Origin of the sequence: Paenibacillus sp. cl123 (genome assembly GCF_900101595.1) — a bacterium.
Lineage (GTDB): Bacteria > Bacillota > Bacilli > Paenibacillales > NBRC-103111 > Paenibacillus_G.
Window position 1 is genome coordinate 205,382 of record NZ_FMYY01000004.1, and the last position, 12,860, is coordinate 218,241.

Sequence of the window (12,860 nt, forward strand, 5' to 3'; positions counted from 1 at the left end):
GATTTGCCGTTCTGGCGCTGTTTCCCGGCTTCCCGGGTCTGCTGGGCCATGGGGGCGGTCGGTTTGTTTGCGGGGATCATCCCGCCGCTGACGTCCGGCTATCTGCATCACCGGATCGATTCCGCTCAGCGGGCTACGCTCGGATCGTTCGAATCGCTTGGCGAAAATGCCGTGCTGGTGCTCGCCGGACTCGGCTTCGGATATGCCTCCTCCCGCCTGGATTTGTTTGGCGGGTACGGATTCATCGCAGTGCTGTGTGGGGTCGGCTTGGTTTATTTCTGGCTGGCGTCCAAGCGAGTTATTGTCGAATAGTCCTAATAAGCAGGGCGTCACCCGCTAGTAAAGACGGGTAACGCCCTCTTGGTCATGGGCTGTTGTCAAGGCATATTCAGCACTTCGGACTCATACGCCTGGTAGCCGTTGCGGATACCCGTGATCACATCCTTGATCCTCATATAGCCCCCCGCGTATACCGGAGAATCCCGAATTTCTTCCCACATGTAGTGATAATGCTTCAAGTCGGCGGTTCGGCAGACCACATAATCGGAGCAGGAGCCGTGGAAGGCGTCCGCGTCATAATACTCAACATGCACTTGACCGGCATATTTGCCGATGATGGCGTACAGGCCGCCGGCAAGCTCTCTGCGATTTTCTCGAGAGAGCGACAGCCAGGAAGGGGAGAATTCCAGCAGAACGATAACTCCGTATTGAAGAGATGACATAGTGATTTCTTCCTTTCGATTTGGAAAATATATGGTTAAGGGTTGGATCAGCTGTTTTTCAAAATGCGTTCGGCAAAGAAGGGCAGCCATCGGTTAAGCGCCGTGAGCAGCTTGACCTTGCCGATCGGCATCTCATACCGGTCGCGCTCCAGATAGGCCATAAACTCCGTGGCGACCTGCTCCGGCGATATTTTGCCGCTGCCTCGCCCGCGGGTCATGTCCGTATCGACGACGGGAGGAATGAGCTCATACACCTTGATAGACGTATGCTCGAGCTGATAGCGGAGCGCCTTGGTGAACAGATGCAGGCCGGCTTTGGTTGCGCAGTAGACAGGCGCGGATTGCTTGGGGACGAGCCCGAGTCCCGAGGTCACATTGACGATAGCGGCCTGCTTCTGGCTTCTCAGCAGCGGCAGCAGGCTGGAGATGAGGACAATGGGAGAGGTGAGGTTTATGGCAATCTCCTGTTCGATCTCCCGATGAACCGCATCCGAAGGAGCGGTATCTATAAACGAATGCAGCTGCTGAGTGCCCGCATTATTAATTAACAGATTGAGACCGGGATGATGGGAGCTGATTTCCCGAACCAGCTTGTTCAACTGTTCGGGTTCCCCGATGTCGCAGGCATAAGTCGTGATACCGGGGTGCAGCGCCTTCGCCCGAGCTAATTTCTGTTCGTTTCGTCCGACGATAATGACTTGATTTTTGCGGTCCAAGAAGGCTTTGACCAGCGCCAGTCCGATACCGGAGGAACCGCCTGTGATGAGAACTGTGTGATCTGTGAGCTTCAACGCAATCTCCCCTTTCTTCTTAGGTTCATGATAGAACGGGAAAGGGGATCGGCGCCTTAACCTAGGTTAAGAAAGCGGGGAAATTTTTACGATGCGGGACTGCCCTTGCGGGTTATTTTTCTGCGAATGCGGCTTAAAGCGACCGGGGTAATGCCCAGGTAGGAGGCGACATGGTACAGAGGAATGTGAGCGGCAAGCCGGCCGTACCGCTCGAGAAAAAGCAGGTATCTGGCTTCAGCCGGCAGCAGCAGCAGCTCGCGCTCACGGATTTCTTTTTTGACAAACAGCTGCTCGGCGACTAGCCGGCCCAGCCTTTCCCAGCATGTATGCCGGTCATACAGCGCCCGAAAATCCCGGAAGCGGATCAGGAGCAGCTCGCTATCCGTCAGCGCTTGGATGGAGAAGAAGGACGGAGCGTCCGTAAGCAGGGAACTGTAGGACGCGATAAATTCATGCCGGACACAGAAGCTTTTGTTAAACTCATCCCCGTCGGGCGTTGTGTAATAAAGCCGCAAAAGCCCGCTCAGGCATAAGGCGATATGCTGTCCGGTTTCTCCCGCGCGGATAAAATGCTCGTGCCTCGCCAAATTTAGGGGAGCGGCAAGCTGCTTGAAGGCTTCCCACTCCGTATCCGGTATGGGCGTTAAGGCGTTAATTGCTGCGTGCAGCGCGTTCCAGTCCGGCGTCATTCCATTGCCTCCTTATATTTAAGATTGCCTATTCCGGCTCTTTAAGCTTGCGGTTCGTGCTTCGTCATCGTGTACATCCGAATTCACCTCAGGTTTCTGCAGATGCAGTTGGGATTGGTCGTTTTTTTCGGCCACGTCAGAGGAAGCTGTTAGATTTATAGATTTCAGTTATGGTAAGATAGGATGGACTTCAAGAGAGGATGGTAGGTTGTATGTTTACCGTGTCGGAATACACAGTGGAATTTGTGAAAGACCCTTTCCAGATATTGGAAGGAAAAAGGTATGAATTTATTATCGATATCGCGGTGCCGGAGGATGATGAGCTTTATTCCGAGCACGGGCTGTACATCCGGGTGATCTACCGGGTGGCAGACGACCAGGGCGCTATTGTGAAATACGATATCTATGAACGGACGACGGACACCTACCAGGATTTCGACCTGGAGGATGACGAGCTGGCCGTTCTGCAAGCCTTCTGCAGCGAGCATTGGAAGGAAGGCGAGGAATAGCCCGCAAGCTGTCCGGCGATGCAATACCGGCAACGGCGTGAAGATGTGCCCGGGAGCCGGACTTCCGGCCAGCGGCGGGGGAGTGAGCTGCGATTGCCGACTAACCCGCTGTCAGCGCGGAGCGACCCTCTTCCGCCCCGCTGCGAGACTGTCCGTTAAAAGTCCGGTGACCAACGCGCGGCCTGCGGCGATTCGGCGTTTGCGTTCGTTGCTTCAACTCCCGGCCGCCTTTCCGGCCTTTTGTTCACCGGACCTCCAAACACGCCCCTTTACGGGGAATCATGGTCCGCATACAGGACGCGGGCCAAAATATCCTGGCTGTAGTTGCCGAAGCTTCTGCCGTACAGCGTAAAGCCGCGCTTGTTCCTCGATCGTTCCCCCACCTCGATACGCAGCGTAATATCGCTCCTGTGATCCAGATTCAGGTCCTTCAGGGAGACGTCGGATATCCGGCTGCCGTCGATGTAGCTGCCGTCGCGGTTGATGCGGATCAGCTTGAGCAAGCCGTATTGGTTCAAGTTCGGCGGCCACCATTCCGGGTTGAAAGTGCCGCGGATATCTCCGAAGTCGCCGGGGCTGGTCCAGTAGCCCAGCTCGATGCCGTTGACCAAAAAGTAGATGTCCGAAGGATAGTTGTCGCAGAACCCCGGAGCTTCGGAGCCGAGCTCCATGGAGAATTGAAGCTCCTGGAACGATTGGTTGGGCTTGATATAATTCGGAATCCGATATTCCAGAAACCCTTCGGTCAGCCACAGGATCTGGGCGTCGATCCGCTGCGGATCGGCGAAGTAGCGAGGGTCGTCAAACTCGCCGATGATGCGATCCTTCGTAGCAAGGCCGCAGGTGGGAGCCGCTTGATAGTGGCTGTAGTGTCCGACCTTGAGCTCGACCTCGTACAGCTTGCCGGCTTCCCGGCTGCGCAGGTCGACGATCAGCTTGTCCTCGTTCAGGCAGCAGATTTTCTGAACGCCGTGCTTGCCGACTGCCGTGGCGATCCGGATGAGGCCGCTGTCTTCCAGTTTCTTGATATGCATCGTGACCGCTCCGTTGGTCAGCTTGAGCAGGGCAGCAAGATCGTTGAGGTTCAGGCTCTGATGCTTGGCCAGCAGCTCCACAATTTCGATACGGATGTCCGAGCCCAGCGCCTTGAATACGGACAGGCCGGAGCGAAGGTCTTTGATATGCAGCATAAGGGCCGGGCCTCCTTCATGTTCTGGTGACGAATTTTATTATAAAGGATTCCTGTCTTCTAGCATAGGATGTCTGAACGAAGGGCCAAAAGGCGGCTTGACATTTCCGCCGGGCATGCTTATGATGATATCCAACACGAACATTCAGGCTATGACCAAAGACAAGATCCTTATCGCGGACTGCCCAGAGAGAGAAGCGAAAGCTGCGAGCTTCTTCAGCACCGGATACCGGATTACCCCTTTGCAGCCGCGCCGTTGAACCCGGAATCGGTTAACAAGCCGATTGCGCAAGTAAGCGTCGCCGGATTATCCCCGATACCGGATACCGAATAAGGACCTTGCACCAGAAGGAAGCCCGCTATAGGCCGGACTTTCGGATGCTGCAGGTCGAATGAGGGTGGAACCACGAGCTGAACGCACTCGTCCCTTGGCGGGATAGAGGCGTTTTTTTGCGTTCGATTTTACACTCAGAATCATTCGGAAATGGAGGAAGTAACGACATGAGCATTCAGAACATTCAAGTCAAGCTGCCTGATGGCGCTAGCAAGGGGTACCCCCGCGGAACAACGGCCGGACAGATCGCCGCCTCGCTCGGAGCAAGTCTGGGCAAGCAGGCTGTCGCCGCTCTGGTGGACGGCAAGCCGACCGACCTGAATCTTCCGCTGACGGCGGATAGCCGGCTGGAGATTGTGACGCTGGAGAGCAAGGAAGGGCTGGAGGTTTACCGGCACAGCACGGCTCATCTGATGGCTCAGGCTATTCGGCGTCTGTACGGCGACGGGGCTGTAAAGCTGGGGATCGGACCTGTCATCCAGGACGGCTTTTATTATGACATTGATATTGCGGAGCCCTTGTCCACGGATGATCTGGACGCTATCGAACGGGAGATGGCGAAGATTGCCGTGGAAAATCTGCCGATCGTTCGCCGGGTCGTCAGCCGCGCCGAAGCGCAAGAGCTGTTCGCACGGCTGGAGGAGCCGCTGAAGCTGGAGCTGATCCGGGATTTGCCCGAGGATGCAGTCCTCACGGTATACGAGCAAGGCGAGTTTACCGATCTGTGCCGCGGGCCTCATCTGCCGTCGACGGGCTGGATCAAGGCGTTCAAGCTGACAGGCGTTGCCGGCGCGTACTGGCGCGGAGATTCCCGCAACAAGATGCTGCAGCGCATATACGGAACATCGTTTCCCAAGAAGGCGCAGCTTGACGAGCATCTGCTGATGCTGGAGGAGGCGCGCAGGCGCGACCACCGCAAGCTGGGCAAGGAGCTCGGGCTGTTTATGTTCTCGGAGGAGGCGCCGGGCATGCCGTTTTATTTGCCGAAGGGCATGACGATCCGCAACGAGCTGGAGAGCTTCGCACGCGAGCTGCAGCGCCAGAGCGATTATGACGAAGTGCGCACGCCGCTGATGATGAACAACAGGCTGTGGGAGCAGTCCGGCCACTGGGATCATTACAAGGACAATATGTACTTCACGGATGTGGATGAGACCAAGTTTGCGCTTAAGCCGATGAACTGCCCGGGACATATGCTGATTTTCAAAAACAATCTGCACTCCTACCGGGAGCTGCCGATCCGGCTTGCCGAGTTCGGGCAGGTACACCGTCATGAGCTGTCCGGGGCGCTCAACGGGATGATGCGTGTGCGCACCTTTTGCCAGGATGACGCCCATCTGTTTGTCAGGCCCGATCAGATCGGCGCGGAAATCGAGCGTGTGCTGGAGCTGATCGACCGCATCTATCGCGTGTTCGGCTTTGCCTACAGAGTCGAGCTGTCTACGCGCCCCGAGGACTCTATGGGGTCGGAGGAGATGTGGGAGCAGGCGGAAGCGTCCCTGCGCAGCGTACTGGAGCGCCTCGGTATCGCATACAGTCTTAATGAAGGAGACGGCGCCTTCTACGGTCCGAAGATCGACTTCCATATTCTTGACGCACTCAAGAGAAGCTGGCAGTGCGGTACGATCCAATTGGATGCCCAGATGCCGGAGAAATTCGACTTGACCTATGTCGGAGAAAATGGCCAGAAGCAGCGGCCGGTTGTGATTCACCGTGCTGTCTATGGCTCTATCGACCGGTTTATCGGCATTCTAACCGAGCATTACGGCGGGGCGTTCCCGGTATGGCTCGCCCCGGTTCAAGCGAAGCTGCTGCCTGTATCCGATCAGTACGTGGATCATGCGCTGTCCGTCAAGCGTGCGCTTGAGGAAGCGGGAATCCGGGTCGAGGTGGATGGGCGCAATGAGAAGCTCGGCTACAAAATCCGTGAAGCTCAGCTGGAGAAAGTCCCTTATGTGCTTGTCGTGGGCGAGAAGGAGAAGCAGTCGGATTCGGTAGCGGTTCGCAAGCGCGGAGAAGGCGATATCGGCTCCTTTGCGGTGAAGGAGCTTGCTGAACGGATCGCGGAGGACATTCGTCTGAAAAGCTGAGTTATATAGCTCCGCCTGCCGAGTGGGACAAGTAGATAAAGGATCGGCATGCTCAGCCTAGGCCGCCGGAAGGGACATCTGTTCTTCAAGCCGGAGGACATTTGTTTGCTCAACCGGAGAGATTGGCGGCCGATAACACGGACTCGGTTCGCTGGCAGTTGCTTGATGCTTTAGCAGGCGGTTCCTGACTGCATGAACGAATGAAGGTTTGGCCCAAAAAGCCCCGGTCAGGGGCTTTTTTTGCGATGTTAGAAGTTAAGTTCGGCGAAGCGCCGCCTCGGCCTCCTGAAAAGCTTTCGGGCTGGCCGGCAACTTCCGCTGAAAACGCGGTTGCTTCGATGAGCTGCAACGGAAATCAGTGGCCCTCAGGTCCGGATATCGAGCGAATGCCACCTGTAACAGAACCGAGCGCTTCGTAGAATGCGAATAGATCCAATTTTAAATTTTACCCCTGTTGCACGTCTAAGGGGTGCTGAGTTTCGTAAGCATGGCAAAGTCCCGAGAAAAGCGGCTCTAAGGGCTTGTGAGTTCCGTTTGCTTTTCCCGCAGCACCGGCTTCTCGTTCATCTGTGCATAGGATGGCGATGATGTGAGTAAATGTGCATGGTGATCCGGAGGTGCCGCCACAGCTGTCTCATTTCTGCGGTGATGGGAGGGTGCCGCTGAACAAATGGATTGTAGGATGGTTATTTTCCGAGCCAAGCGGTGTTTTGTGCGAAAAAACATATAACCGGTTATGTAAAAGCAGGAGCACGCTTGAATTTATGCGAAGAATCGTATAAAAGGCTTGAATAGACGGCTGTAGGGCGATGTACTGTGCGAAAATTCGTACAAAGGTTATAATTATCTCGCGCGGGGATCAGGGTTTTACGGAAAATCATACAAATTAATTTTGGAGGTGGAACGTTGAGTATCATTATATACCGCTATTACGAGCCGGGTGATGAAGGGGAGATCGTCAGCCTCTGGAATCGGTGTTTGAACCGCGATCCGGTGACCGAAACCAGATTCCGCCGGCTTGTTTTGCTGGACCCGAATTTCCAGGAGCAAGGCTTGCGGGTTGCCGAAGCCGAAGGCAGGCTTGTCGGTTGCTTCTACGCCGTCCGGCGGCGGCTGCCGATGAGCGGCACGGAGCTTGAAACGGACCGGGGCTGGTGTCCGTTCTTTTTCGTCGATCCGGCTTATCGCAGACAAGGCGTCGGCTCGCGGCTGCTGGCGGAAGCGGCCGGCTTTCTGCGGCAGGAGAAGCGCAAGAGGCTGATCTTCTCGGGCTATGCGCCCAATTACATTGTGCCGGGGATAGACCGGGAGGCGTACCCCGAAGCCGCCGCGTTTCTGGCGAAAACGGGCTTCGAGCGGCTGCATGCGTCCGTAGCGATGGATTACTCGATGGTCCAGCTGGAGATACCGGATGACGTCCGCCGATTGAAGGAGCAGAGGCAGCAGGAGGGCTATACGTTCCGGACCGCGCAGGACAGCGATATTGTCGAGCTGATCCGGTTCGCTGCGGAATCGTTTAATCCGGATTGGGGTAGGGCCATTCGGGAAGGGCTGATGCAGCAGCTACAGCTGTCTCAGATCCTGGTCGCCCGGCAGTGCGGAAGATTGATCGGCTTTTGCCTGCATGGGAGCTATGAGGGCATTCGGGAGCGGTTCGGACCGTTCGGTGTTGATGAAAGCCAGCGCGGCAAAGGCATCGGGAAAATATTACTCTATGACTGCCTCTGGCTGATGCGGTCGCAGGGCCTGCACCATGCCTGGTTTCTATGGACGGGAGAGCAGAGCGCAGCCGGACAACTGTATCTGAAAGCAGGCTTCCGGATCACGCGGAGGTTCGAAACGTTAAGTCTTCCATTATAGAAACGATTCACTACTCAGTATCGTTTTTTCGTTTCTTGACCGGCGATTGTTCCCCATTTGGCCTAGTCCGGTGCTGCTGCAGCCGATATGTGGGTAGCCATGTTGACGAGCGGATGGAGAGGGGGGAACAGGCGGACCCCGGCGCAAAATGAATAGGTCCGGCGCCGGGATGCCTATGATTTTCCCCGCGAATAACCTCGCAGGAATACAGTAACCGCATAGATCGCTGCCAGCAGCACGACGGCGCACATCACATAGATGCCATACCGGTAGATCAGCATCCCTATGCGGGGGACATCTTGCCCGACGAACCGTCCGAGCACGAAGAAGATCAGGGTCCACACAAAACCTGTCGTATACGAGTAGCCGGCATATCTCCAAAAGCTCATCTTATTGATCCCGACAAGGTAAGGAACGACATGCCTGACAACGGGAAGGAAGTAGCTGAAGGACAGCGCTGCGTTCCCGTGTTTTTCGATTAATTGTTCGGATATCCGGAGATATTTGGTCATATTTTTCTTGCGCTGCAGCTTGCCCAGAACGGGCGCCCCGATATACCTGCCCAGGACATAGCCCAGGGACAACCCCGAGATAACCCCCAGATAAGTAAGCAGAAATGCCGGCACCGCATGCAGCAAGCCTGCTGAGGTTACAGCGCCCCCGGTCATCACGATAACTTCATCCGGAATGGGCATACCCACGATCCCAAGCCATAAGGAGAAAAATAAAGCCGCGTAGCCCAGATGCTCGATCCAATCCGTCAGTTGGCTGTAGTCCATCGGTCGGTCAATCCCTTCGCTTGCGGCAAGCGTATACAAAAGCCGGAGGCACATTCATCAGCTCGAAGTGAATCGCTTCAATGTCGAAATACTGTGACAATTGCTCTTTCATCTGCAAGGAATATTGAAAGGCGATGAATTGTCCGTTCGGCTTCAGGGAAAGTACGATCTGCTCCAGCAGCTTATCCCGGACAGATTGGGAAAAGTTAAAATAAGGAAGGCCGCTGATGATACAGTCGAGCTGCTCCACGCCTTTGTCCCGAATCGCAGCGACCATCTCGGTGGCCTCCGCACAATGATGGTAATGAGGGTATTTCTTCATCAGACTGTTTCTTAGCTCAGCATCTTTCTCGAACAAAAAAACACGGGAACGGCGGGTTGTAATCTGGGGGAAATAGCGGGTAATGGCTCCGGTGCCCGAACCGAGCTCGGCTATGTTGGTGGTCGCTCGGGTATCCACCAGCTGTATCATGCGGTTGGCCAAAAATTTTGAGCTGGGGATCACGCTTCCGATTTGCTTGGGCGATTGAATAAATTTTTGCAGAAACAATAACTTGTTCTGAACAAAGGTATACATGGAAAGCAGCCTCCCAAGATTTGATTCATAGGTCCGATAGGTTCCATTCATGTATAACTATCATACGAGAGAATCTCATTATTCAACACGCGCTTTGGTAGTGTTAAGGACTGGATCAAAGTCTTGCGGACAGCCTCGACTTAAGTCCAGTCTAGGCCGTTCTCAGCTTAAATAAGAAGGTGAGGACTCGGACAGGCAGGAGTGCCTATTCGGGTCGTGCTCTTATTATAGTTGCCGGCACAACGAATATGAAGGGGAAAAGATAAAAATAATAAAAAATGGATAAAATTGTATTATTCCTGAATGATAGACTTCGACAGCTTCATTTCCTCCCCGTGTCCATCGGCATCGGTCTTGTTCCCGCTGCCGTTTTTCGTTAATATATCTATTATTGATTTCCTTGCATCATAGATAAAGAGGCATAGGCGGTGGAAGGCTACACATGGAGCATGAATGGGACTGGGAAATCGTAGTAGAGGATATAGCGGCGGCGGTCCTGCAATGGGCTGAACAGACCGCAGCCGCGAAAGATGCGGAAGCGATCGTGCGGCGAACATCGCTTCAGGCGGGCGTCTATGATTTTATCCGGTTCGAGTACAGGCAGGGAAGTATAAACGTATTCTCCACGGATGACGACTTTACGTCGCCCGAGGTCTATTATAGAGGTGTGCCGCAGTCTAACCGGCTGACGGAGGAATTGCTGGAGCGCGAGCTGCTGCCGCGCTTGCGGACGAAGCTGGGGCGTAGGCTGGCCAGCTTGCAGCAGAGTCCCCTGCTGGATTTTGAATTTACCGTCGCCGGAACGTTCTGGACCAGCGACGGAGCAGCCCGCCGCGTCCGGGTGCTGCATGCGGTGGAGCCGGCGAAAAAACAAAGGCTGCTGGAGCATATGGAAGCCTACATCCGGCAAGAGCTCCAGGCCGGGAAAAGTCCGACCGATGAGCTGGATACGTTCTTTCTGGCGAGGCATCTGGTGAACACGGAGCTATGTCCGCAGCTTGATGCCGAGAGAATTAAACGCATATGCGACCTCGTGATGGAGCTAAACAAGCCGAATAAAGAGAAGCTGGTTCATCATCGGCGGTATCTTATCCAGGCGTTGAAGCATTGGGTGGAGCACAGCTTCCTGCCGGCCTATTACGAGATCGAGGCGAAGGAATGGTACCGCAAGGAATACCAGCTCAAGCAGCGTGAAGAACAACAGCCGGACGAGAATGCGGTCGAGCTGCTGTTGTATACGGCTGTCCTCATTCTGAAGTATGAGCCTGCATACAGCAGGGGGACGGCACTTGGGTATCTGGACCGCGCCAAGGAGCTGGGCAGCGCCAAGGCTGCCCGGATTCTGAAGGAAGGGAGCGGGAGCTTGAAGGCCGAGGAAGTGAGCTTCCATAGCGAAAAGGTGATTTGTCAGGCGCATGATGTGTTCTCAACGATTACGATTAAGATCGTTCAAGAGTCTCCGGCAAGCTATGCCAAGGCATTGGATTTTATCCTTCGCTTGCTGAACGGCGGCTTTCCGCGCAGCTTTCAGATCAAGCTCCGTTCGGCGAGCAAGCATTATTTGCCCATCAAAGGTCTCGCCAGAAGCCAAACCCACAGTTTCTTCGCCAACGCTCTCCAGTACCCGAGTCTGTACCCGAAGCTGGCGGCGTATGCGCGGGTAGCGATGGCGGAATACGAATGGTACGACGATGGCGCCGGGGACAAAAGCTGTATGCCGGGCAGCTACGCGGTATTTGGTCTTGGGCTGGCTGACCGGGCCTATTTTCCGCTTGTGCGGCAGTATATGGCGATGGTTGACCAGGAGCATCAGTCCGTCCAGGATCACTTCACATCGGCATGGCTCAAGACCTATGGCATCGAACCGGGAACGATCCCGACACTCACGGCTTGCTTGCTGAGCTGTACGGATGCCTTCAGGCTGAAGGAACGGGCGGTGCTGGAGGCGGACGAGCATCTCCCGGCGCTCGTCCGCAGCCTGCGCAGGAAGGAGCCGTTCGAAGCCGGGCATCTGATCGATATTGTCTGGGGCGGACGGGATAAGCTGGAGGCGAAGGCGCGCAAAGAAAAGAGGAAGCCGAAGCAATCCCAGCTCCTTGCGCTGCTGAAGCTGGCCAAACACCCGGAAAGCCATACATGCCGGGAGGAATTCGCATAACTCGACAAGACGCGGAATCCGTGCTGCGCGGAGAAACGAAAGGCTGGAAACGCGTGCTTCCTTTTCTGGGACCGGCCCGATCCGGGCAGCTTTGCGACCAAGCTGACAGCCGGCTCCCAGTACGGCTACCTGCTGTATTCTCAATGGTTTCTTCGTGCTAAATTATAAGCCCGGCCTTAACTAAAGGCCGGGCTGCATGTTGTAAACTAGGGCTATGCAATCCGGATGCGCTTTTGGAGAGCGTTAGAATCGCTATAGATGAAGAGCGATTAATTGCGGAGGCTAATCAAGGTCCAGCAGGTCCGTCATGGGCGGTCTCGTCAATCACCGGGCCACGACGATGCTCGGCTGGCTGATCGCCGGGTTTGTTATTGCGCTTAATCTGTTTCTGATCTATGACTTGTTCTAGCCGCAACAAATCACCGTCCTGGCCGTCTGTATAGGGAAAAGGAAGGTGACCCCATGAAAAGGCAATGGCTTTTTCTGTTGTTGATAGCGGCTCTGCTGATTCCGGCCTCGAAATCCTGGGCGTTGTCATGTGCGCAGCTGCCTTCTGTCGCCGCCGCCTACGAGTCGTATGACGGCGTCATTTTGGCGCATGTCGAGAACGTCGCTCTGAAGAAGGACAGCAATCAGGTGCGGCTGACGGTAAACAAAAGCTTCAAGGGCGTCGATTCGGCGACTCTCATCGTCGGTGAGGACATCACCTGGGGTTCGTTATGGGGGCCGAGCGAGCCGGGCGAGGATTACGTATTTTTCCTGCGGCAGAAAGACGGGCAATGGGAAAATCCGCTATGCGCTCCCACCAAGAAAGCCTCGGAGGCTTCCGAGGAGCTTGAGTTTCTGAAGGATAAAGAACTACCGCTGCCTGTCAAAGCTCCGGTCGAGGAGAAGCCGCTTATGCAGCTTATAGATGGGGAAGCTCCCCGCTCTGTCTGGAGCCGGGCGGCGGTTGTCTTGATAGCCGCCGGGCTGGGAGTCGGGATCATGCTCTACTTGAGGAAGAGGAAGTAAGCGGAAATCAAGCCTGTTCCTACGATTGATTGGCTCATCATGAAGGCGGAGGCGGCAAAGGATCATCCTCGCGCCTTCATGAACAAGCCAAACCTCGCAACAGCCTACTTGCCGGATTAAACTACCCCTCGATTAAAAATCCTATGCT

General features: G+C 55.1%; 12 protein-coding genes and 1 pseudogene. 7 read left to right on the forward strand and 6 right to left on the reverse strand.

Annotation, left to right across the window (positions count from 1 at the left end):
* Positions 1 to 63 precede the first annotated feature (63 nt).
* Positions 64 to 312, forward strand: a complete 249-nt coding sequence (locus BLR08_RS31635; protein WP_083536831.1) for a hypothetical protein — start codon at positions 64 to 66, stop codon at positions 310 to 312.
* 65 nt (positions 313 to 377) lie between these two features.
* Here the strand turns inward: BLR08_RS31635 and BLR08_RS10080 are convergent, their stop codons facing one another.
* From BLR08_RS10080 to BLR08_RS10090, 3 genes are all read right to left on the reverse strand, one after another.
* Complete coding sequence (locus BLR08_RS10080) at positions 378 to 722, reverse strand: darcynin family protein (RefSeq protein WP_072329069.1); 345 nt, start codon at positions 720 to 722, stop codon at positions 378 to 380.
* Positions 723 to 769: 47 nt separating this feature from the next.
* Positions 770 to 1,513, reverse strand: a complete 744-nt coding sequence (locus BLR08_RS10085; RefSeq protein ID WP_072329070.1) for an SDR family oxidoreductase — start codon at positions 1,511 to 1,513, stop codon at positions 770 to 772.
* A gap of 86 nt (positions 1,514 to 1,599) precedes the next feature.
* Positions 1,600 to 2,202, reverse strand: a complete 603-nt coding sequence (locus BLR08_RS10090; protein WP_072329071.1) for a Crp/Fnr family transcriptional regulator — start codon at positions 2,200 to 2,202, stop codon at positions 1,600 to 1,602.
* A 212-nt stretch (positions 2,203 to 2,414) separates the two neighbouring features.
* Between BLR08_RS10090 and BLR08_RS10095 the strand changes: the two genes are divergently transcribed.
* Entirely contained in the window at positions 2,415 to 2,711 is a 297-nt protein-coding gene (locus tag BLR08_RS10095) for a DUF6509 family protein (protein WP_072329072.1), read from the forward strand.
* 269 nt (positions 2,712 to 2,980) lie between these two features.
* Here the strand turns inward: BLR08_RS10095 and BLR08_RS10100 are convergent, their stop codons facing one another.
* Positions 2,981 to 3,901 carry an ArsR/SmtB family transcription factor gene (locus BLR08_RS10100; protein ID WP_072329073.1) on the reverse strand — a complete coding sequence of 307 codons (921 nt, stop codon included), beginning with the start codon at positions 3,899 to 3,901 and terminating at the stop codon, positions 2,981 to 2,983.
* 500 nt (positions 3,902 to 4,401) lie between these two features.
* Here BLR08_RS10100 and thrS point away from each other — a divergent pair, with 500 nt between their 5' ends.
* On the forward strand, positions 4,402 to 6,324 hold the full coding sequence (gene thrS, locus BLR08_RS10105) for a threonine--tRNA ligase (RefSeq protein ID WP_072329074.1): 1,923 nt from the start codon (positions 4,402 to 4,404) through the stop codon (positions 6,322 to 6,324).
* Positions 6,325 to 7,230: 906 nt separating this feature from the next.
* Positions 7,231 to 8,184, forward strand: coding sequence for a GNAT family N-acetyltransferase (locus tag BLR08_RS10110; protein ID WP_083536834.1), 954 nt, complete (start codon positions 7,231 to 7,233; stop codon positions 8,182 to 8,184).
* Between the two features lie 173 nt (positions 8,185 to 8,357).
* Here BLR08_RS10110 and BLR08_RS10115 read toward each other — a convergent pair whose 3' ends face one another.
* A complete protein-coding gene (locus BLR08_RS10115; RefSeq protein ID WP_072329075.1) occupies positions 8,358 to 8,963 on the reverse strand; it encodes a DedA family protein in 606 nt (201 codons plus the stop codon).
* 7 nt (positions 8,964 to 8,970) lie between these two features.
* The gene (locus BLR08_RS10120; RefSeq protein ID WP_072329076.1) at positions 8,971 to 9,540 is read right to left on the reverse strand and encodes a class I SAM-dependent methyltransferase; all 570 of its coding nucleotides are present in this window, start codon (positions 9,538 to 9,540) and stop codon (positions 8,971 to 8,973) included.
* A gap of 442 nt (positions 9,541 to 9,982) precedes the next feature.
* Between BLR08_RS10120 and BLR08_RS10125 the strand changes: the two genes are divergently transcribed.
* From BLR08_RS10125 to BLR08_RS10130, 3 genes and pseudogenes are all read left to right on the forward strand, one after another.
* Positions 9,983 to 11,698, forward strand: coding sequence for a DUF6138 family protein (locus tag BLR08_RS10125; RefSeq protein ID WP_072329077.1), 1,716 nt, complete (start codon positions 9,983 to 9,985; stop codon positions 11,696 to 11,698).
* Positions 11,677 to 11,833, forward strand: a pseudogene (locus BLR08_RS30610) (divalent metal cation transporter); the annotation flags it as partial. The gene BLR08_RS10125 and the pseudogene BLR08_RS30610, both read left to right, overlap by 22 nt.
* Positions 11,834 to 12,160: 327 nt before the next feature.
* Complete coding sequence (locus BLR08_RS10130) at positions 12,161 to 12,712, forward strand: hypothetical protein (RefSeq protein ID WP_072329078.1); 552 nt, start codon at positions 12,161 to 12,163, stop codon at positions 12,710 to 12,712.
* Positions 12,713 to 12,860 lie beyond the last annotated feature (148 nt).

Excerpts from the sequence above, each read along its gene's own strand:
- thrS (WP_072329074.1), top strand. The coding sequence starts at position 4,402 with ATGAGCATTCAGAACATTCAAGTCAAGCTGCCTGATGGCGCTAGCAAG.
- BLR08_RS10130 (WP_072329078.1), top strand. The coding sequence starts at position 12,161 with ATGAAAAGGCAATGGCTTTTTCTGTTGTTGATAGCGGCTCTGCTGATT.
- BLR08_RS10115 (WP_072329075.1), bottom strand. The coding sequence starts at position 8,963 with ATGGACTACAGCCAACTGACGGATTGGATCGAGCATCTGGGCTACGCG.
- BLR08_RS10100 (WP_072329073.1), bottom strand. The coding sequence starts at position 3,901 with ATGCTGCATATCAAAGACCTTCGCTCCGGCCTGTCCGTATTCAAGGCG.
- BLR08_RS10125 (WP_072329077.1), top strand. The coding sequence starts at position 9,983 with ATGGAGCATGAATGGGACTGGGAAATCGTAGTAGAGGATATAGCGGCG.
- BLR08_RS10120 (WP_072329076.1), bottom strand. The coding sequence starts at position 9,540 with ATGTATACCTTTGTTCAGAACAAGTTATTGTTTCTGCAAAAATTTATT.
- BLR08_RS10080 (WP_072329069.1), bottom strand. The coding sequence starts at position 722 with ATGTCATCTCTTCAATACGGAGTTATCGTTCTGCTGGAATTCTCCCCT.
- BLR08_RS10090 (WP_072329071.1), bottom strand. The coding sequence starts at position 2,202 with ATGACGCCGGACTGGAACGCGCTGCACGCAGCAATTAACGCCTTAACG.
- BLR08_RS10095 (WP_072329072.1), top strand. The coding sequence starts at position 2,415 with ATGTTTACCGTGTCGGAATACACAGTGGAATTTGTGAAAGACCCTTTC.